21 protein-coding genes and 2 pseudogenes are annotated in these 18,583 nt (G+C 72.2%); 11 read left to right on the forward strand and 12 right to left on the reverse strand.

Translation table 11 applies throughout. From position 1 onward, the window contains the following. Window positions 1–70: 70 nt before the first annotated feature. Together ACQPYX_RS24620 and ACQPYX_RS24625 are read right to left on the reverse strand one after the other, a co-directional pair. Window positions 71–835 (reverse strand): alpha/beta fold hydrolase, encoded by a 765-nt coding sequence (locus ACQPYX_RS24620; RefSeq protein WP_433799895.1) that lies wholly within the window; start codon window positions 833–835, stop codon window positions 71–73. A 35-nt stretch (window positions 836–870) separates the two neighbouring features. Beyond that, window positions 871–1,743: a fumarylacetoacetate hydrolase family protein gene (locus ACQPYX_RS24625; protein ID WP_433799896.1), complete on the reverse strand. Its 873-nt coding sequence runs from the start codon at window positions 1,741–1,743 to the stop codon at window positions 871–873. Between the two features lie 195 nt (window positions 1,744–1,938). Here ACQPYX_RS24625 and ACQPYX_RS24630 point away from each other — a divergent pair, with 195 nt between their 5' ends. Further along, window positions 1,939–2,694 carry a FadR/GntR family transcriptional regulator gene (locus ACQPYX_RS24630; protein ID WP_433799897.1) on the forward strand — a complete coding sequence of 252 codons (756 nt, stop codon included), beginning with the start codon at window positions 1,939–1,941 and terminating at the stop codon, window positions 2,692–2,694. A gap of 56 nt (window positions 2,695–2,750) precedes the next feature. On the opposite strand, the gene ACQPYX_RS24635 is transcribed toward ACQPYX_RS24630, so the two are convergent. Then, complete coding sequence (locus tag ACQPYX_RS24635) at window positions 2,751–3,638, reverse strand: sterol desaturase family protein (RefSeq protein WP_433799898.1); 888 nt, start codon at window positions 3,636–3,638, stop codon at window positions 2,751–2,753. A 69-nt stretch (window positions 3,639–3,707) separates the two neighbouring features. Here ACQPYX_RS24635 and ACQPYX_RS24640 point away from each other — a divergent pair, with 69 nt between their 5' ends. After that, window positions 3,708–4,334 (forward strand): TetR/AcrR family transcriptional regulator, encoded by a 627-nt coding sequence (locus ACQPYX_RS24640; RefSeq protein ID WP_433799899.1) that lies wholly within the window; start codon window positions 3,708–3,710, stop codon window positions 4,332–4,334. Window positions 4,335–4,422: 88 nt separating this feature from the next. Continuing rightward, a complete protein-coding gene (locus tag ACQPYX_RS24645; RefSeq protein WP_433799900.1) occupies window positions 4,423–5,181 on the forward strand; it encodes an enoyl-CoA hydratase/isomerase family protein in 759 nt (252 codons plus the stop codon). 108 nt (window positions 5,182–5,289) lie between these two features. On the opposite strand, the gene ACQPYX_RS24650 is transcribed toward ACQPYX_RS24645, so the two are convergent. Together ACQPYX_RS24650 and ACQPYX_RS24655 are read right to left on the reverse strand one after the other, a co-directional pair. Continuing rightward, window positions 5,290–5,958 (reverse strand): NIPSNAP family protein, encoded by a 669-nt coding sequence (locus ACQPYX_RS24650; RefSeq protein WP_433799901.1) that lies wholly within the window; start codon window positions 5,956–5,958, stop codon window positions 5,290–5,292. Window positions 5,959–6,011: 53 nt separating this feature from the next. After that, entirely contained in the window at window positions 6,012–6,464 is a 453-nt protein-coding gene (locus ACQPYX_RS24655; protein ID WP_433799902.1) for a nuclear transport factor 2 family protein, read from the reverse strand. Between the two features lie 51 nt (window positions 6,465–6,515). Between ACQPYX_RS24655 and ACQPYX_RS24660 the strand changes: the two genes are divergently transcribed. Then, entirely contained in the window at window positions 6,516–7,316 is an 801-nt protein-coding gene (locus tag ACQPYX_RS24660) for an IclR family transcriptional regulator (RefSeq protein ID WP_433799904.1), read from the forward strand. A 154-nt stretch (window positions 7,317–7,470) separates the two neighbouring features. Here the strand turns inward: ACQPYX_RS24660 and ACQPYX_RS24665 are convergent, their stop codons facing one another. Then, entirely contained in the window at window positions 7,471–8,430 is a 960-nt protein-coding gene (locus ACQPYX_RS24665; protein ID WP_433799905.1) for a GlxA family transcriptional regulator, read from the reverse strand. Between ACQPYX_RS24665 and ACQPYX_RS24670 the strand changes: the two genes are divergently transcribed. Further along, window positions 8,429–8,920 (forward strand): TIGR03618 family F420-dependent PPOX class oxidoreductase, encoded by a 492-nt coding sequence (locus tag ACQPYX_RS24670; protein ID WP_433799906.1) that lies wholly within the window; start codon window positions 8,429–8,431, stop codon window positions 8,918–8,920. The two genes, ACQPYX_RS24665 and ACQPYX_RS24670, sit on opposite strands and share 2 nt — an antisense overlap. Beyond that, window positions 8,917–9,264: a carboxymuconolactone decarboxylase family protein gene (locus tag ACQPYX_RS24675; protein ID WP_433799907.1), complete on the forward strand. Its 348-nt coding sequence runs from the start codon at window positions 8,917–8,919 to the stop codon at window positions 9,262–9,264. Before ACQPYX_RS24670 ends, ACQPYX_RS24675 begins: the two co-directional genes overlap by 4 nt. Window positions 9,265–9,427: 163 nt before the next feature. Here the strand turns inward: ACQPYX_RS24675 and ACQPYX_RS24680 are convergent, their stop codons facing one another. Continuing rightward, window positions 9,428–9,943 carry a MarR family winged helix-turn-helix transcriptional regulator gene (locus tag ACQPYX_RS24680; protein WP_433799908.1) on the reverse strand — a complete coding sequence of 172 codons (516 nt, stop codon included), beginning with the start codon at window positions 9,941–9,943 and terminating at the stop codon, window positions 9,428–9,430. Between the two features lie 85 nt (window positions 9,944–10,028). Between ACQPYX_RS24680 and ACQPYX_RS24685 the strand changes: the two genes are divergently transcribed. The 3 genes from ACQPYX_RS24685 to ACQPYX_RS24695 all read left to right on the forward strand — a co-directional run bounded on the left by ACQPYX_RS24685 (window position 10,029) and on the right by ACQPYX_RS24695 (window position 12,261). Then, window positions 10,029–10,448 (forward strand): Rid family hydrolase, encoded by a 420-nt coding sequence (locus ACQPYX_RS24685; protein ID WP_433799909.1) that lies wholly within the window; start codon window positions 10,029–10,031, stop codon window positions 10,446–10,448. Window positions 10,449–10,480: 32 nt separating this feature from the next. Next, window positions 10,481–11,599 carry an epoxide hydrolase family protein gene (locus ACQPYX_RS24690; RefSeq protein ID WP_433799910.1) on the forward strand — a complete coding sequence of 373 codons (1,119 nt, stop codon included), beginning with the start codon at window positions 10,481–10,483 and terminating at the stop codon, window positions 11,597–11,599. A gap of 440 nt (window positions 11,600–12,039) precedes the next feature. Next, the gene (locus ACQPYX_RS24695) at window positions 12,040–12,261 is read left to right on the forward strand and encodes a hypothetical protein (RefSeq protein ID WP_433799911.1); all 222 of its coding nucleotides are present in this window, start codon (window positions 12,040–12,042) and stop codon (window positions 12,259–12,261) included. On the opposite strand, the gene ACQPYX_RS24700 is transcribed toward ACQPYX_RS24695, so the two are convergent. Next, on the reverse strand, window positions 12,241–13,524 hold the full coding sequence (locus tag ACQPYX_RS24700) for an MFS transporter (RefSeq protein ID WP_433799913.1): 1,284 nt from the start codon (window positions 13,522–13,524) through the stop codon (window positions 12,241–12,243). The genes ACQPYX_RS24695 and ACQPYX_RS24700 overlap by 21 nt on opposite strands. Before the next feature lie 745 nt (window positions 13,525–14,269). Here ACQPYX_RS24700 and ACQPYX_RS24705 point away from each other — a divergent pair. Next, window positions 14,270–15,456 (forward strand): annotated as a pseudogene (locus ACQPYX_RS24705) (DUF2254 domain-containing protein). Window positions 15,457–15,477: 21 nt separating this feature from the next. Here the strand turns inward: ACQPYX_RS24705 and ACQPYX_RS24710 are convergent. The 4 genes and pseudogenes from ACQPYX_RS24710 to ACQPYX_RS24725 form a co-directional block, all read right to left on the reverse strand. After that, on the reverse strand, window positions 15,478–16,098 hold the full coding sequence (locus tag ACQPYX_RS24710) for a DUF4232 domain-containing protein (protein ID WP_433799914.1): 621 nt from the start codon (window positions 16,096–16,098) through the stop codon (window positions 15,478–15,480). Between the two features lie 2 nt (window positions 16,099–16,100). Further along, window positions 16,101–16,655: a DUF4232 domain-containing protein gene (locus tag ACQPYX_RS24715; RefSeq protein ID WP_433803799.1), complete on the reverse strand. Its 555-nt coding sequence runs from the start codon at window positions 16,653–16,655 to the stop codon at window positions 16,101–16,103. A 127-nt stretch (window positions 16,656–16,782) separates the two neighbouring features. After that, entirely contained in the window at window positions 16,783–16,926 is a 144-nt protein-coding gene (locus ACQPYX_RS24720) for a sigma factor-like helix-turn-helix DNA-binding protein (protein WP_433799915.1), read from the reverse strand. Window positions 16,927–17,096: 170 nt separating this feature from the next. Next, window positions 17,097–18,080, reverse strand: a pseudogene (locus tag ACQPYX_RS24725) (sigma-70 family RNA polymerase sigma factor); the annotation flags it as partial. 136 nt (window positions 18,081–18,216) lie between these two features. Between ACQPYX_RS24725 and ACQPYX_RS24730 the strand changes: the two are divergent. Next, window positions 18,217–18,522: a helix-turn-helix domain-containing protein gene (locus tag ACQPYX_RS24730; RefSeq protein WP_433799916.1), complete on the forward strand. Its 306-nt coding sequence runs from the start codon at window positions 18,217–18,219 to the stop codon at window positions 18,520–18,522. The last annotated feature ends 61 nt before the right edge of the window (window positions 18,523–18,583 follow it).

Below are 18,583 nucleotides of genomic sequence, written 5' to 3' on the forward strand. Positions count from 1 at the left end.
TCCTCGGCGTCGAGGCCACGGCGTGCGCGGGATCGCGTCGCCGAACGTCAGGTGGTGGTCGGGCGGCGGGTCAGAAGAACTTGACGAGGTGAGCGGTGATCTCCTCGGGCCGCTCCAGGGCGTGCCAGTGGCCGCAGTCGTCGAGGTAGTCGGTGACCGCGGACCCGTGCGCCTCCGCGATGCGCTGCGTGATCTCGGGGGCGCCGACCTTGTCCTCGGCGCCGGTCACGGCCAGCAGCGGCAGGCTCGGGTCGACCGGGCCGGGGTCGGTGGCCCCGGCGAGGGCCTCGCACGAGCGGGCGTAGCCCTCGGGGTCCTGGCGCATCACCAGTTCGCGGACCGCGGCCGCCGCGGCCGGGTGGTCCCGACGGGTGGCCTCGGCGGTGGCGTTGGTCATGACCGCGTCGGCGACGGCGGCCATGCCCTCGGCGCGGACCTTCGCGGCCCGGTCGTGCTGGGCCTGCTGACCCGCCTCGGGCAGGGGCGCCGGCACCGCGCCGAGCAGCGCGAGGTGGGACACCAGCTCCGGGTGGGACGCGGCGAGGTGGCGGACCACGACCGTGCCCATGGAGTGCCCGACGACGCGGGCGGCGCCGGCGTCGAGCTGGGTGAGCAGCGCGGCGAGGTCGTCGGCGTAGCTCTGGATCGAGAGGGTGCCGCTCACCGGGGAGCGACCCGAGCCCTCCAGGTCGGGGCGGACCACCGTGAACCGCTCGGCGAGCGCCGCGACCTGGGGCTGGTAGAAGTTCGAGGTCCCACCCAGACCGTGCACCAGCAGGACCAGCGGGCCCTCCCCGGTGATCTCGACGGCGAGTTCCTTGCCATTGACCTGCACTGACTCGTCCTCCTTCAGAGCCTCGACGAGGAGGCTCAAGCGATGGTGTTGCGGATGGCGCCGAGGCCGGTGATGGCGCACTCGACGACGTCGCCGCGCTGCAGGAAGCGGGGCGGGTCGAACCCGATGCCGACTCCGGCGGGAGTGCCGGTGGCGATGACGTCCCCGGGCAGGAGCGTGATGCCGGCGGAGATCACGCGGATCAGCTCGGGCACGTCGAAGATCAGGTCGGCGACCGGCGCCTTCTGCCGGGGCTCGCCGTTGACCGTCGAGGAGACCTCGAGAGCGGCGAGGTCACCGACCTCGTCGGCGGTGACCGCCCACGGACCCATCGGGGCGTGGGTGTCGAGCGACTTCCCCAGCAGCCACTGCTTGTGGTCGCGCTGGACGTCGCGCGCGGTGACGTCGTTGATGATGGTGTAGCCCCACACGTGCTCCAGGGCCTGCTCGCGGGAGATGCCGCGACCCCCCGTTCCGATGATCACCGCCAGCTCGGACTCGTAGTCCAGCTCGGCCGTAACGCCGGGGTGGGACTCGACGTCGTCGAACGGCCCGGTCACCGAGGTGGTGGCCTTGGAGAACACGATCGGCTTGTCGGGCAGGTCCTCCGAGCGCTGCGGGGTGTCGTAGCCCGAGCGACCGAACTCCGCGACGTGCTCGCGGTAGTTCTTGCCGACGGCGAAGATGTCACGACGCAACTCGGGGATCGGGGCGAGCAGCCGCGCGTCCTCGACCACCGGCAGGTCACCGGCCGCGGCCAGTTGCGGACCGACCCGTTCCCAGGCCGTGATCGCCTCGAGCAGGCTCAGGTCCCCGACGACGCCGCGCAGGTCGCGCACCGTCGTCCCGTCGCCGTCGACCCGACCCAGGGCCTCACGCCCGTCGACGGAGAAGGTCACGAGCTTCACCGAACGCTCCTTGTCCCGACTGCTTGCCGCAGCCAATTGAGGACCAATCGAGTCCATTCCCGGGGTGTGGTTGCTCACTCCGCCGACGCGTTCGACACTACGACCGGCACCTCTGGATGCCAATAGCTGCAACCGGTAGGATTGGTCCGACATTGGTTGTCTACGGCGGTTCGCCGGTCGAACACGAGGTGCCACGTGGCCACACCCCTGCTGAGCAGCGACGACGCCGACGACGGCCTCGTCGCGGGCACCGGTGAGCAGGCCGTGAGGTCCGAGACCGCCGGGCCGGTGGTCGCGCGCCTTCGCGCCCTGCTCGACCGCGCCATCGCCGACGGCACCCTCGGCACCGGCGCGAAGATCCCGACCGAGCGCGCGCTGTGCGACCAGCTCGGTGCCTCCCGCAGTGCGGTGCGGACCGCGCTCGCGGAGCTCGAACGGGAGGGGCGGATCACCCGCCACGTCGGGCGCGGCACCTTCCTGGCCGAACTCGGTGCCGATCTGACCGTGCCGTCGGCCGGAACCTCCCTGCAGACCAGCCCCGCCGAGATCATGGCGACCCGGCTGGTCCTCGAGCCCGAGATCGCCGCCCTGGCCGCTCGCCACGCCCTGCAGTCCGACCTCGACCACCTCACCCACTGCCTGCGCCGCGGCAACGCCACCGACACCTACGACGAGTTCGAGGCCTGGGACTCCGCGCTGCACCGCGGCATCGCCGCCGCCGCCCACAACGGGCTGCTCCTGCGGCTGTTCGACACCATGAACGCCGCTCGGGACCTCCCGGTCTGGGGCAGCATCAAGCGTCGCAGCGCCACCCCCGAGCGCCGCCGCGACTACGAGGACTGCCACGGCGAGATCGTCGCCGCCCTCGTCGACCGCGACCCCGACGTCGCTCGGGAGACGATGCGTCAGCACCTCGTCCGCGTGCGCACCAACCTGCTCGGCGCCGACTGATCCGAGGCCCGCGGTCACCAAGGCCGATCAGCGGTTCGAGGTGGTTCGGGGCACGGTCAGCGTCGCGGCAGGGTCGGCTCCGGCGCGGGACCGCCGGACGGGGTCCAGCCGGGCGGGCCGAGGACGTAGCCCAGCCGGTCGCGCCAGCGCCGTGCCGCCCGCACGTCGCGAGCGATGTCGGCGTAGTGCCCGTACTGCAGGGTCAGGAGGTCGTACGTCTCGACGGGTGTGGTGAGCCCGTAGGTCGGACGCCGCTCCTCGGCGGCGAAGGTGCCGAACAACCGGTCCCAGACGATCAGGATTCCGCCGTAGTTGCGGTCGAGGTACTCGGGGTCGCGACCGTGGTGCACACGGTGGTGCGAGGGCGTGTTGAACACGAATTCCACCGGCCGCGGGAGCCTGTCGACGAGCTCGGTGTGCACGAAGAACTGGAAGACGAGGTTGACGCCGAACGCCGCGTAGAGCGTCCACGGGGCGAAGCCGAGCAGCGGGAGGGGCAGCCAGAAGAAGAACTCGAACCACGGGTTCCACTTCTGCCGCAGCGCCGTGCCGAAGTTCATGAACTCGCTGGAGTGGTGCGCCTGGTGGCCGGCCCAGGCGATGCGCACGCGGTGGCTGAACCGGTGGTGCCAGTAGTAACCGAGGTCGACCCCGACGACCACCAACACCCAATACCACCACGTGTCGGTGGGCAGGTGGAACGGGGCGAGGTAGACGTGGACGACGCTGAAGGCGAGGAACGTGACCACCTTGAACAGCGTCAGGAACACCAGCGACACGACGCCCATGGAGATCGAGGTCCGGGCGTCGCGCCACGCGTAGCCGGTCACCGAGTCGTCGTGACCCAGCCACCGCAGGGCCGCCACCTCGACGAGGATCGCCAGCACGAAGAACGGGGCCGCGTAGGTGACCGGGTTCTGCAGCGGGTCGAGCAGCGCTTCCATCGGACCCCTCCTCGCATGTGACCACCGGGTAAGTTACCTCAGAGTCATATCGGGTACTAGGGTGTCGCCGTGATCTCCCGCTCGAACGCCGGCACCAAGGGGGTCCCCCGTGCCGCGCGGGAGCAGGAGATCCTGCGGGCGGCGTCGGTCGCCTTCGGCCGGGACGGCTTCGCAGCGACCGGGGTGTCCGACGTCGCGCACGTCGCCGGCATTTCCAAGGCGCTCGTCTACAGCTACTTCGGCTCGAAGGAGGGCCTGCACGCCGCGTGCCTCGCGGAGGCGGGCGAGCTGCTGGCCGCCGAGATCGAGCGGGTCGCCCGGGAGGGCAGCTCGGGCGTCGAGCGCGGGCTCCGGACGCTCGCGGCGATGTTCGCCGTGCTCGAGGACCGCCGCCATCTCTGGCGCCTCCTGCGCGACCGCACCGCTCCGGCGGACGGCCCCGCGGCCGAGGTCGTCCGGCGCTACACCGCCCGCATCGATGCCCTCGCCCAGGAAGGAGTGCTCGAGTTGCTGGGCGACGCCGGCATCACCGACGACCTGGACATCTCGGCGATGGTCCGGACCTGGCTGGGCATCGTCGACTCCCTGATGGACTGGTGGGTGGCCCACCCCGACCAGAGCGCGACGGAGATGACGCAGCGTGTGGTCCGGCTGGTCGAGGCGCTGGTGTCGGACCGGACACGACGCCGCGACTGAGGATCGTCTGCCCCGTCGGGAGGACGTCGACCGTCGACCTCGTGGGCCCGCCGGCGGTCCGCCTTCCGACGAGAGGGAGCATGCAGACATGTCCGTCGACATCCGCGCGGACGGCGCGGTCCTGACCGTCACCCTCGACCGGCCCGAGAAGCTCAACGCTCTGCGCGGCGAGGACATCGAGGCCCTGCGGGCCGGCATCGGCGAGCTCGGCGGCGCCCGGGCGATCGTCTTCCGTGGTGCCGGCGGGCGGGCGTTCAGCGCCGGGGTCGACGTCACGGAGTTCCTCGCGCTCGACTCGCCGGACGCGGCCCGGGAGTTCATCTCCGCGCTGCGCGCGATGCTGGCCGACGTCCGGCGAGCCCCCGTGACCACCCTCGCCGTCATCGACGGGGCCTGTGTCGGTGCGGCCTTCGAGCTGGCACTCGCCTGCGACCTGCGCGTCGTGACCACGCGGTCGCGGCTCGGGCTCCCGGAGATCCGCCTCGGCATCCCGTCCGTGGTCGACGCGAGCCTGCTCCAGCAGTACGTCGGGCTCGGTGTCGCGAAGGACCTCGTCCTGACCGGCGACCTCCTCGAGGCGACCGACCCGCGGCTGGCGGGGTTGTCCACCCGACTCGTCGATCCCTCCGATCTCGACCGGACGACCGAGGAACTCCTCGCCCGCGTCACCGGCCACACCCCGACGGTGCTGGCCGCCCAGAAGCGCCTGTTCGAGACCTGGCAGAACACGACCCTCGAGCAGGGCATCGAGATCAGCGTCGAGGAGTTCGCGGGGGTCTTCGAGGCCGGCGAGACCCGGACGGCACTGCACCGGTACGGCGTCGAACACGGGATCACCCCCGGCTGACCCTGCAACCCCAGCAGACGCGCCGGTTCGCCGTCGTCCACGCAGGCTTCTCCGACCGTGCCGACCACGACCCGTCGACCTACCCGGCCTGCCGTCGCGACCGGCGGCTCAGTGCAGGGGGGAGAAGGTCGTCGGCCAGGCCATGACGGAGTCGCCCCGGAGGATGTTCTCCGGTCCTCCGGGCGGGGGCCACTTCCCGGCCTCGACGAGGTCCGCGCGGATGGCGACGCGCTCGTCGAGGCCCTGGAAGGGCCAGATGTGCACGATGCGGGCAGGTCCGTCGAGCGCGTACATCACCACGGTCACGGGGTCGATGACGTGTCGCCCCGGGAGCCGCTGCCGCCAGCCCTCGATCGTGTCGGGCAGTCCACCGGGAACCAGGTGGTAGTCGCGGATCTCGTAGACCCGGCCGAACTCGCCGGGGATCACGCGAGGGACGAACGGGAACGGCGCGAAGCCGCACATCGTGAGGTCGGTGAGATGCTCCCCGGCGCCGAAGGGGTGACGCGCGCGAGCTGCTCGTGCCCGCTCGGCGGCCAGGGCGGCGTCGTCGTCGAAGCTTCTCAGCACATAGGCGCGGCCGAGCGGACCGTGCTCCCCGGTCCAGCATCCGAGGAACTCGCCACCGGCGTCGGGCGCACGGACCCAGGGTTCGATGCCGGCGATCGCCCGGTCGGTGTTCGGGAGGGTGAAGTGCACGGTCGTCAGCTCGTAGCGGACTGCTTGAGCGGTGGGGTCGAGGTCGTGGCCGGTGATCGGGAGCGGCTCGGTGGGCACCTGCGTTCTCCTGTCGGTTGCGGCTGTTGCCGAGGCGTCAGCGCGGACGGCGACTACGCCGTCGCTGCTGGACGGTTCTCCGTCAACCCTTCGTTGCGGGTGACCGTCCAGGCGACCATCGCGCTGTCGAGATAGGCCCGGACCTCGACGATCCGCGCGCCCGGCTCAGCCGTGTCGAAGTGACAGACCCAGCAGTAGTCGTTGTCGAACGGAGCACCGTCGAGGGTGGTCGAGGTGGCGTGCAGTTCGGCGACGGTGACCTCGCCGGCGACGTGCAGGGCGACCACCTCCAGGCGCACCCCGTCACGCATCAGCGGGCCCAGGCGGTCGAAGGTCGCGGCGGTGAAGTCCTGCTTGCTCCCGTAGTGCCCGGCCAGAGGGTGGGTGCCCTCGACGGTCCAGGAGACGTCGTCGGCGACCCGCTCGAAGAACCCGGCTGCGGTCGCGGGGTCGGCGAGCCGGGCGAAGAGCCGGGTGCGGTCGGTGATCACGTCGATGTCGGTCATGACCTCACCATCGGTCACGCCCGAGCAGGACGGCGACCTAACATGCGCCTCGTGGCAACAACGCAGGACGACGGGCTGCTCACCCGCGCCGTCCGGGTGCTCGAGACACTCGCGGGCTCCGAGCAACCCACGACGCTGCCACGGCTCGCCACCCGCGTCGGGGTCTCGACGAGCCAGACCTACCGGGCGCTGCGCGCCCTGCAACGCGAGGGCTTCGTCGACCACGTCGGACGGCAGGGCTACCGCCTCGGCACCCGGGCCCTGGGCCTGGGCGTGCTGCTCGAACCCCGACCCGAGGTGCGGGCCACCACCCGCCCCCTGCTCGCCCGCCTCGCCGTCCAGCTCGGCCTGACCGCGCGCCTGCACCTGCGCAGCGGACCCGACCGGATCCTGACCTTCGTCGCCCTCGCGCCGACCGAGCCCGACGTCCCGGCCCAGACCGTGATCGGCGAGCGGGCCCGGCTCACCCGAGGCTGCAGCGGCCGGGCGATCCTCGCCCATCTCGACCAGGCCCAGGTCGAGGAGGTCCTCCGGCACCGCCCTCCGGACGGCGACCCGAGGGCGCTCCGCGCGGAACTGCAGCACATCCGCACCGACGGCCACGCCATCTCCCACGCCCACAACCACGCCCGCCGCCGCGGCATCTCGGTGCCGCTGCGCGCTCCCGACCACCCGGAACCACTCGGGGCGCTGTCGCTCTCCGCCCCCGAGGACCGCATCGACAACGTCGGGCTCCGCGCCCTGCTCGGCCCGCTCCACGCCACCGCCGACGAACTCGGTAGGCGACTCGGCACGGTCCTCGGCCCCGGTGCCACCACGCACATCGGCCCCCTCGACCTCCCCACGCCCTGAGCCCCCACGGGAAGGACGCGCCAGCTGGACCGGTCGCTGCTGATCGACCCCGTGGCGGAGGGCCCGGAAGGGCTCGCCGAAGCGCATCGACGAGACCCGGACGCCCACCCTCCGCTGGAGCAGGCGCTGGGTGCTGTCTGGTCGGAGACGATGCTCAGCCGTGGAAGTGGCGCCGATAGGCCGACGGCGACACCTGCATCACCGCGCGCATGTGCAGGCGCATCGCCGCCGCGCTTCCGAAGCCGCATCGCGCGGCGACCGCGTCGACGCTCAGCTCGGTCGTCTCGAGCAGCTCCCGTGCCCGCTCGAGACGCCGCGCGAGCAGCCACTGCGCGGGCGAGGTCCCGGTCTCCTCCCGGAAGCGGCGCGAGAGGGTGCGGGTGCTGATCCCCTCCCGTTCGGCCAGGTCACGCAGGCTCAGTGGGTGATCGAGGTGCTCGAGCGCCCAGCTCCGCGCGCGAGCCGTCCCGGCGACGCCGTCCTCCACCACGGGACGCGCGACGAGCTGGGCCTCCCCTGCTTCACGGTGCGGCGGCAGCACCACGCGACGAGCCACGACACCGCCCACCGACGCGCCGTGGTCGCTTCGCACCATGTGCAGACACATGTCCGCCACGGAGGCGACCCCGGCCGAGGTGAGAACGTCGCCGTCGACGGTGTAGAGCACCTCCGAGTGCACCCGCACGGCGGGGAAACGCTCTCGGAATGCCGCCACTCGAGCCCAGTGAGTGGTGGCATCCCGGCCGTCGAGCAGCCCGGCCGCGGCCACGAGGAAAGCGGCGGTACAGATCGAGGCCACACGCGTGCCGGGTCGGACGCGGCCCAGTGCGGCCGTCATCGCGCTCTGTTCAGCGTCCGAGACACTCACCGCGTCGCGATCGGTCGAGGCCACGATGACCGTGGACACCTCGCCGAGCAGTTCCGGTCCGTGCTCGATCGCCAGGCAGAAGTCCCCGTCCGTGCGGACCGAGCCCGCCTCCAGGGCACACGTGGTCACCTCGTAGAACGGTCGGCCCTCGGCGTCGCGGGCCTCGCCGAACACGCGATGCACGATGCCCAGCTCCATGGCCAGCACGCCATCTCGCACCAGGACCGCGATCCGATGCCGCTCCATGGCTCGATCCTTCCACCCGGTGTCCCGACGACCGCTCGTGCCGACCAGGAGAACGGCCGACACTGCTCTCGTGCTTCCCCCCTCGGCCCGAGAACTGATCCTCAGCGGGACCGCCCTCGCCCACATGACGACCCTGAACCCCGACGGCTCACCTCAGGTGAGCGTCGTCTGGGCGGGCCTGGACGGCGACCGCATCGTCACCGGGCACTTCGGCCGCTACCGCAAGATCATCAACCTCCTCCGGGATCCACGGATCGCCCTGTCCTTCGCCGGTCCCACGCCGCTGCCCAACGGAATGCACCCCAACCTCGTCGTCCACGGAGACGCCGAGATCAGCGAGGGTGGTGCCGCCGAGCTGGTCGGCCGTCTGGCCACGGTCTACGTCGCCCCGGACTTCGACTACCCCATGCCGCCCGGGCCGCCGCCCGGCTACGTGATCACCACGACCGTGCACCGCATCGCCGGTGTCGGCCCCTGGATGGACGCATGAGCGCCCGCGCGCCGGGACCCGGGCAGCGCAGCATCGGCGACATCGCCCCGAAGCTCGCCGAGCTCACCGACGACGTGCTCTACGCCGACGTCTGGGAACGTCCCGGCCTGAGCAAGCGCGACCGCAGCCTCGTCACCGTGGCCGCACTCGTCGCGCTCTACCGCGCCGACGAGCTCGACCTGCACCTCGGGCTGGCCCTCGACAACGGCGTCACCGCCGACGAGCTCACCGAACTCATCACCCATCTGGCCTTCTACACCGGCTGGCCGTGCTCGGTGACCGCAGCCAAGCAACTGCGCGCCCTCCTCGCTGATCGCCCCGAGAACGAAACCCTCCGACCCTGAACGGCCCCGCGGACACAACGCCGACAACGTCCGGATGTCAGGTCGCATAGTGGACTGCACGGGCTCCCGTCGTGGCCTGCACGCGCGACGCCGGCTGCAGGTCGAGGACGAGCCGTCGGACCGGCGCACCTCGATGTCAGACTCGCCCCGGCTCCGACCACGGTCATCCACCGAGCGCGGCGGGTCCGAGTCCGAGCTTCCCGGTGATCGCGGTCAGGGCGTTCAGGTCGGCGGTGCACAGCGGGTCGAGGACCAGCAGGCGCACCGAGTCCAGGTGGGCGCGCGCGGCGCGGGTGACGACGTCGAGCCCGTCGTCGGTGAGAGCGGCGACGGTGTACCGGCCGTCGGCCGGATCGGGGAAGCGGCGCACGAGCCCGCGCTGCTCGAACCGCTTGACCACGTTCGACAGGCGCGAGAGCGACCCGTTCGCGAGAGCGGCCAACTCACTCATCCGCAAGCACCGATCCGGGGCCTCGGAGACGTGGCTGAGCACGAGGTACTCGAACAACGTCAGTCCGTGCTCCTGCTGCAACGGCGCCTCCAGACGCCCGGGCAGGAGCAACATCAGGGCCACCAGTCCCGTCCACGCCGCCTTCTCCTCGGCGTCGAGCCACCGCCGCGGGTCCGCGCCACCCTCCCCTCCCGAGGTGGCAGCGACGGACTCCGACTCCTGAGCCATGCGACAGCCCCCCGATCATGACTTCAACCGTGAAGTCCTCGTGCTACGGTCACTTCATCCTTGAAGTCCACGAGAGTAGGCGATCGTGAGCACCACCAGCTTCCACGTCACCCCCGGCTACGGCGACCTCGCGCACGAAGCACTGGGCTACAGCCAGGCCGTGCGCGTGGGCAACCGGGTGGAGACCTCCGGCCAGGGCGGCTGGGACGACCAGCTGGTGGTCCGACGCGACCTCACCGAGGAGATCGTGCAGGCCTTCGACAACGTCGAGCGCACCCTCGCCGAAGCCGGCGCCGACTGGCGACACGTCATCGCGATCAACTCCTACCACAAGGTCGAGGCAGGCGAGTCCGCCATCGGACCTGACCACAATGCGGTCATGACCCGCGAGTTCCGACGCCGGATGGGCGACCGGGCGCCCGTGTGGACCCAGACCGGCGTGACCGTCCTCGGGCTCGCCGACATGCGTATCGAAATCCGCGTCACGGCCGAGATCGACGACTGACGCCGACCGCACTTCTCGAAGGACGTCCCCCGATGGCCGAGCCGTTCGTCGTCCGGATCACCGACGCCGAGATCACCGACCTGCGCGAGAGGCTCCGGCGGACCCGGTGGCCCGAGCCGGAGACCGTCGACGACTGGTCACAGGGCGTCCCGCTGGCCTATGCCCGCGAGCTGTGCCGTGCCTGGGCCGAGGACTACGACTTCGGGTTCGCCGACCGCGTCAACGCCTTCCCCCAGTACCGCGACACCGTCGACGGTCTCGGGATCCACTACCTGCACGTCCGCTCCCCCGAGGCCGGCGCGTTCCCGCTGGTCCTCACGCACGGCTGGCCGGGCTCGGTGCTCGAGTTCCTCGGTGTCCTCGGCCCGCTGACCGACCCCCGAGCCCACGGCGGCGACCCCGCCGACGCCTTCCACGTCGTCGCACCCTCCCTGCCCGGCTACGGCTGGTCCGACAAACCCACGACGACCGGCTGGGGCGTTCCCCGCATCGCCCGAGCCTGGGACACGCTCATGGAGTCGATGGGCTACCACCGCTACGGCGCGCAGGGCGGCGACTGGGGCTCGGAGGTGACCGCCACCCTCGGCCAGGTCGCGCCCGAGCGGGTCGCCGGGGTGCACCTGAACATGGGCAGGGTCCCCCTCGGCACCTTCACCGACCCCACCCCCACCGAACGGGCCGCCCACGACGCCGCCGAGGAGTTCGCCCGCACCGGACGCGGCTACTCCGCGATCCAGATGACCCGACCGCAGTCCCTCGGCTACGGCCTCACCGACTCCCCCGCCGGCCAAGCTGCGTGGATCGCCGAGAAGTACCGGGCCTGGACCGACCACGACGGAGACCACGAGACCGCCGTGTCCCGGCAGACGATCCTCGACGAGATCTCGGTGTACTGGTTCACCGCCTCGGCCACGTCGTCGGCGCGCCTGTACTGGGAGAGCTTCGCCGATCCCCGCGGCCCGATCACCGTCCCGTCCGGGCTGTCGGTCTACCCGCGCGACATCGTCCGCCCGTCGCGACGGGAGGCCGAAAAACGCTTCACCGACCTGCGCTGGTACGCCGAGCTGCCCCACGGCGGCCACTTCGCCGCCCTCGAACAGCCCGCCTCGCTCGTCGAACAGATCCGCGGCTTCTTCCGCCTCGTCCGATAACGGATGATAAGCCGAATCCGCACGTCATGTCAGCCGTGCATCAGCATCGATGAACTGCGAAGGCAGTTGCCTGCACGAACTCGGGCCTCTGACATGTCTGCGGAGCGCGTGTCAGGCTCGGCCCTCGCCGTCAGGCGATCGAACGCCGGGACCGCTGCCATGCCAGCCGTGGCCACTCGCGCTCGGGGGTCGACGAACTCCGGTCCGGCCTCTCGTCCCGTTCGATCCACCCGCACGCGCTCCGCCCTGTTCGAGACCCGCTCTGCACGGTAGACGGTCGACGATGATCAACAGTGGTCGATCGCAATGAGCGGTCAACTCGATCGCCCACGATGCGCCCTCGGATGTGAGGATGCACCGGCCTTCCTCGGGCGTAACCGGCGACCATCGGGAGTACGCGTGCACCAGCCACGTCGGGCGACGCCCGGAGGCGCCGCCCCGTGCTGACCTCGCCGACCTTCTACATCACCTACCGCATCGTCCCGGTGGTCCTGGGGCTCCTCCTGGCCGGCCTGGTCATGTGGCGAGGCTGGCGCGCGATGCTGCGCGACGACCGCGACACCGGTTCGGTGGTCCTCGGCTGGCTCGTGCTGGGAGGGACGGCGGGCCTGGCGCTCTGGGGTATCTGGATCGGGATCACCTCACCGGTCCGGTTCTTCTGAGCCCTCTTCGTCGGACCGGCGCCGGACCAGCAGCAGCGGCACCGCGAGGAGCACCGCCGGTCCGATCACGAACCACATGGCGTCGTAGCCGTTCGTCGCGGGGAACAGCGGCCCGGCCACGCTCACCGCGACACCGACGAGCAGCGGCCCTGCGAGCGATCCCGCCCCCCGACTGACCAGGAACAGGCCGGACGCCGCGCCGTGGTGCTCCCCGGGCAGCGCACGCATCAGCGCCGAGTAGTTCAGGGTCATCACGATGCCCGCGGCGCCGGCCGCGACGGGGGTGAGCGCGATCATCCAGGCACTGTGGGACAGGCCGGCCCCCACCAGCCCCGCTCCGTACACCGCCGAGGCCGCCGCGAGGACCGGACGGTGGCCGACGCGGTCGGCCACCCGACCGGCCCACGGCAGCACCGCGACGAGCCCGAGCGCGACGAGCGGGAAGACCACCCCGGACACGAAGCTCGCGCTCCGGCCGAGGCCGACGACGAAGAACAGCACCACGAACGCCTTGAGGCCCTGCAGCGCGAGGTTCCACAGCAGCGTCGCCACGAGCACCACCGCGACGCCGGGCTCGCGCACCAGCGCGAGCATCGGCCGCAGTCCACCGCCGCCCGGAGGAGACCGCGGCAGACGGTGGTGGCGGTACGGCCGCACGGCGCTCGCCAGCACGGCCGTGCCGACCACGACGGCGAGGGCCGTGACCAGGAACACCGCCGGCTCCCAGAGATCGAGGAGGAATCCGCCCCCGATCAGGGCCCCACCCAGGCCGGCGAACCGCCACGCCGAGGCCGCCGTCCGGGAGCGGCCGCTGACGGCGTCGGGCACCAGGTCGGGGTAGAGCGCCTCGTACGGCGTCAGGTACGCGAAGTGGCCGACGAAGTAGACCGCCGCACCGACGATGATCACCGCAGGTGCGACGTCGAGGGCGGCGAGGAGCAGTCCCACGACGGCGACCGGCGCGACCAGCAGCACGAGGCGCAGTCGGTCGCCGACCGTGCCCGCCCACCGGTCGTTCAGGAGTCCGACGAGCACCGGGACGACGATCCCGGCCAGCCCCTCGCCCCCGACGACCAGCCCGGTCACCAGCGGCCCCGACGAGGCGGCCAGCAGCGTGGGCAGGTAGGTCGTGAGCGCGGTGAGGGCGAACGACATCCCGAACGCCGGCGCCCCGAGTTCCAGCAGGAACGCCCACTGGTCCCGTCCGCCGGGGGAACCGTCGGCCGACGCGTCGCGCGCAGACGCCGGTCGCGATGAGGGCATCGCGCACGCCTTCCCGGACGGCCCGGTCCCCCAACCCTGACCCGATCGATGTGGCCCATGTCTCCGCCGGTGCAGCCAGCGCCGGCCCACGCCTCGATACACCCGAACGTAGCAGCATCGTGCTACCTGCGGTCGAGCCACCGTGGTCCCGGGCCCGGCTGGTGTTGCGGTCTGCTGACGATGCGACGGACGGGCAGCCGGCGATCATCGACCGGGCGCACGCGAGGGGCATGCGATCGGCCGTCCCGGGTCATTCGAGATGGAGGAACTCCCGAACCAGAAGGAGTTGGACCCGTGAACGACCGGCCGCACCACGGCCGACCGGCGCACCGCCCGGTGGTGTTCGATCCGGAGTCGGGCCGGTGGGAGGTGTCCCCGGCCTACCGGAGCAACCCGAGCATCCCGCCACCACGCCTCTCGGAGCCCGACGACCGACCGCCGCTCGCACCGCTCGACGCGGCCGAGCTGCACACCGCGCGACACCGGCGGCCTTCGCCACCGCAGGAGCCAGGGCCGTCCCCGGCACTCGGGGCCCGGCCGACGCCGGCCGGACGACGCGTCGGCATCGCCGCCGCCTTCGTGGGGACCTTCCTCCTCGGGTATCTCCTCGGTGACGGTGTCGCCGCTTCGGGTAGCCCTGGTGACCCGGACACCGGCGCGACATCCGAGAGCCACATCGGCGCCGACGCGACCCCGAGCTCGCCACGAGGCCCCTCGTCGGCGGAGTCCTAGCGACAGGAGCGCCATGACCCCCAGCACCCGGCACACCTCCGGCCGGTTCTGGGTCGTCCCGGCCTGGTGCGGCGGCGTGGCGATCGTCCTGGCGTTCGCCCTCGCCCGTCTCGACCGCGCCATCGGCGACGTCGGCAGCGCCTTCCTGTTCCCCGGGCCGCCGGAGGGGGCCCGCAGCTTCCTCGGCGCCGTGATCACGGCGATGATCTCGTTCACCGGGCTGGTCTTCTCGATCACGGTGGTCGTGCTGGTCCTGACCAGCGGGCAGTTCTCGCCCCGCGTCCTCCGGCAGTTCCTGCACGACCGGACCATCCAGTGGTCCCTCGGTCTGTTCGTGGCCAGTTTCCTCTACGCGATCTTCGCCCTGCGCGAGGTGGTGGGCACGAACGGCAACGACGCCTTCGTCCCGCGCATCTCGGTGACGGTGGCCTTCCTGCTGGTCCTCGTCGCCGTCGGACAGTTCGTGCACTACATCCACCACGTCGTGCACATGATCCAGCGTCGTCGATCATCGTGAGCATCGGCGAGGAGACCCGGGACCTGCTCGAGTCCCGGCATCCCACCGACGCTCCGCCGGCACCCGCGTCGCCCGTCCTGCACGACGACGGTGTGCCGGTCACCGCCGAGAAGCCCGGTCTGGTGGTGTCGGTCGACCGGGACGCGATGCTGCGCCGGGCCGTCGGCGACGACGCGGTCGCCGTCCTCGTCCCGCGGATCGGGGACTTCGTACCCGCGGGCGCCACGCTCCTGACGGTCCATGCCCGCTCCGGCGGCCCTGTGGAGCCCGGGCGCTACGCCGGGCTCGTCCGGACCGCCACGGAGCGCACGATGGACCAGGACCTGGGCTTCGGGTTCCGACAGCTCGTCGACGTGGCCATCAAGGCGTTGTCCCCGAGCATCAACGACCCGACGACGGCGTGTCAGGTGCTCGACGTCCTCCACGACCTCCTACGCCGCGTCGTCACCCGTCCCTGGCCCGCCGTGCGCCTGGCCGACGACGACGGCGTCACCCGGGTCTGCATCCCCTCGGACGACGTCGGGGCCCTGCTCCGCATCGCGCTCGACGAGATCCACCACTACGGCGCCGAATCCACGCAGGTGCCGGAACGGCTCACCCGACTGCTCGACGACCTCGACAGCGTCGCACGCGCCGAACACCGCGAGGTCGTCCGGCAGTACCGCAATCGGATCGGCCGGTGAGCGGCGAGCCGGCGTCGTCCCTCACTCGGAACCCGGCCGGACCGATCGGACCCGCAGGGTCACGACGTCACCCGCACACGAGGTCCCGGACCTGGGCACGAAGGCCGCGGCACTCTCGCCGGGCGGATAGACCCGCAGGCCCCGCACGGCCGTGGGATCACAGCGCCCCGGACCGAAAGCGTCGGGGTCGGCGGTGCGCACCGTCGCGTGCGCGGAGTCGCCGGGCGCGAGCTCGACCGGACTCCCCGGCCCGCCGGTCTCCGTCGCCACCGGTCCGACCTGGTGACCGTAGTCGCCCGCGACGTGGGAGACCCGGGGGAAGCCCTGCAGGGTGCAGACCGCGGAGCCGGTGTTGGTGAAGACGAGCGGCTGGTACGACGACCCGGCCGCGCCCTCGGTCGCGCCGAGCGTCACGGCCAGCGACGCGGTGGTGCAGCGCGGCGGGTCGACGCCGGCCTGACCGCTGAGATCGCCGCGCCCCGGGAGGACCGTCCGCACCCGGATCGTGGAGATGTCGGCCGCACACGAGATTCCGGGGGACGGCACGTAGGCCGCTCCCTCACTCCTGGGCGGGTAGACCCGGAACCCGCGCACCTCGGTCGGGTCGCAGACGTCGCGTTCGACCAGGCCCGCATCGGTCACGCTCAGGATCGAGTGGGCGGACGCCCCCGGGGCGATCTCGACCGCGTCGCCACGCGGCCCGACCCACGCCCGGCCCGGCCGACCTGGTGCCCGTCGTCACCGGCCACGTGGGACACCCCGGGGAAACCCTGCAGGCGGCACGCGCTCGATCCGGTGTTGGTGAACACGAGGGGGCGGTACACGGTCCCCGAGGTCGTCCCCTCACCCGGCCCGAGCGTGACCGACAACGACGAGGTCGGGCAGACGGGCGACGTCCCGCCGCCCGACCCGTCCGGGACGATCGGCACGAGCGTGCCGGTCGGCGGGGAGCTCGACGACGTGGCGGAGGTGGATGCGGTCGTGTCGGCCTCGTCGCGACTCGGCGCAGGCGGTGTCGACGTGGGAGCCGAGCCGGTCGTCGCGGTGGGGATCGCGGCCGTCGCTCCGGCGGGACCCGAGGCGGACGCGCTCGGCGCCCCCGTCCCGGTCGACCCGCACGAGGCGAGGAGGGCGGCCAGGACGAGAACGGGCACGGCCCCGCGGACCCGCCGCGGCAGGGCTTCGCGCACGACCATCATGCCTCCGGTGGGGTCGACTCGGACCGGGATCGTGCTCCGCCTACCCCGGTCCGCCCCCCTGCCATTCCGACGACGATCTTGCGATCGCCTGACACCTCCGGCGGGGCCCGACGTCGGTCGCGGCGTGTCAGCCCGCCTCGGCGAGTTCCAGGCCGTCGCGCAGCATCTCCAACGTGCGTCGCAGCAGGCGCGAGACGTGCATCTGCGACAGGCACAGCTCGGCGCCGATCTCGCTCTGGGTGCGCTCGTGCACGAAGCGCAGGACCAGCATGCGCCGCTCACGCTCCGGGAGCTGCGCGAGGAGGCCGCGGACACCTCCCGTCGCTCGACGCCGTCCAACCTGGGATCGATCACGGACAGGACGTCGTGGAGGGGCGCGCCGGCCCCCTCGGGATCGGCGTCCAGGGAGCCCGGCCGGTAGGAGCTCTGCGCGGCGAGGGCCTCGATCACGCCGTCGACCGGGATCCCGAGATCCGCGGCCACCTCGGAGGCGGTCGGCGAACGCTGCAGGTCGTGGGACAGGCGTGCCGTCGCCGCTCCGACCGCGATGAAGCGCTCCTTGACCGCCCGGGGTGTCCGCACGACCCACGTGGAGTCCCGGAAGTGTCGTCGGACCTCTCCGGTGATCGTCGGGACGGCGAAGCCGAGGAAGTCCGTGCCACGGTCCGGATCGAAGCGGTCGAGGGCGTGTATGAGCCCGATCGAGGCCGCCTGCTCGAGATCGTCGAGCGGTTCGCCCCGGCGGGCGAACCGCCTCGCGATGTGCCGGGCCAGGGGGAGGTAGGCGGCGACGAGCCGGTCCCGCAGGGGGCCGCGGCGCACGTCGGACGCCTCGAGTCCGGCGTACCGGGCCAGCAGCGGCTCGTGGACGTCGTACTCGTCGCTGTGGTGCCGTGTCACATCGCCTCCGGATCGTCCCCCTGTCGAGGAGGACCATGCCCTCCCCGACGCGTGGGCCTCGACGGCCCGCGGGCCAACATCGGTAAAGTTCGGGCCATGTCCGGGACGGGCGGCACGCATCCGCAGCCACGACCGCCCCGGGCCGTCCCGCCCGAGCGGGTGGCGGTGCTGGCCCTGCCCGGGGTCGTCCCGTTCACCCTCGGCGTCCCGGGCCAGATCTTCGGCGGACCGGTCGCCCGAGAGCTGGGGCTCTACGACCCCGTGGTCTGCAGCGCCGAACCCGACGTCCCGACCTCCGACGGCTTCGACCTGCGTATCGGACGGCGGCTCGACGCCCTCGATGAGGCCGACCTCGTCGTCATCCCCGGACCCGAGGCGATCCCACCCGAGCTCCCGGCGGCCGCGGCCACCGCCCTCCTGGCGGCGCACGCCCGCGGCGCCCGGATCGCCTCCCTGTGCACCGGGGCCTTCGTCCTCGCCCAGCTCGGCCGGTCTCGCGGCCGCCATCGACCTGTGTCTGCACATCGTCCGGCGGGCGCACGGGACCGAGGTGGCCAACCGGTGCGCCCGCTTCCTCGTCGCGGCCCCCCATCGGCCGGGTGGTCAGGCGCAGTTCATCGAACATCCGGTGCCGGACGGGGACGACCATTCGCTCGCCCCGATGCGGGTCTGGATGCTCGAGCACCTCGAGGACGACCTCACCCTCGACGCACTGGCCCACCGGGCCCGCACCAGCCGCCGCAGCTTCACCCGCCAGTTCCGCGCCGAGACCGGCACCAGCCCGCACGACTGGCTGCTCGTCCAGCGCATCATCCGCGCCCGCCTGCTGCTGGAGACCACCGAGGAGTCGATCCCCGCGATCGCGCTGCGCGCCGGGCTGGGCACGGACGCCGCCCTGCGGCACCACTTCCGCCGGGTTCTCGGTGTCACCCCCACCGCGTACCGGCGCACGTTCACCGGGCTCTGACGCCCGCGCACCGGTGTGGTCCGGGATCCACGCCCGTCGCGCATGAATTCCGTCGTCGGCG

This window comes from Actinomycetospora sp. CA-084318 (assembly GCF_050955885.1).
Taxonomy (GTDB): Bacteria; Actinomycetota; Actinomycetes; order Mycobacteriales; family Pseudonocardiaceae; genus Actinomycetospora.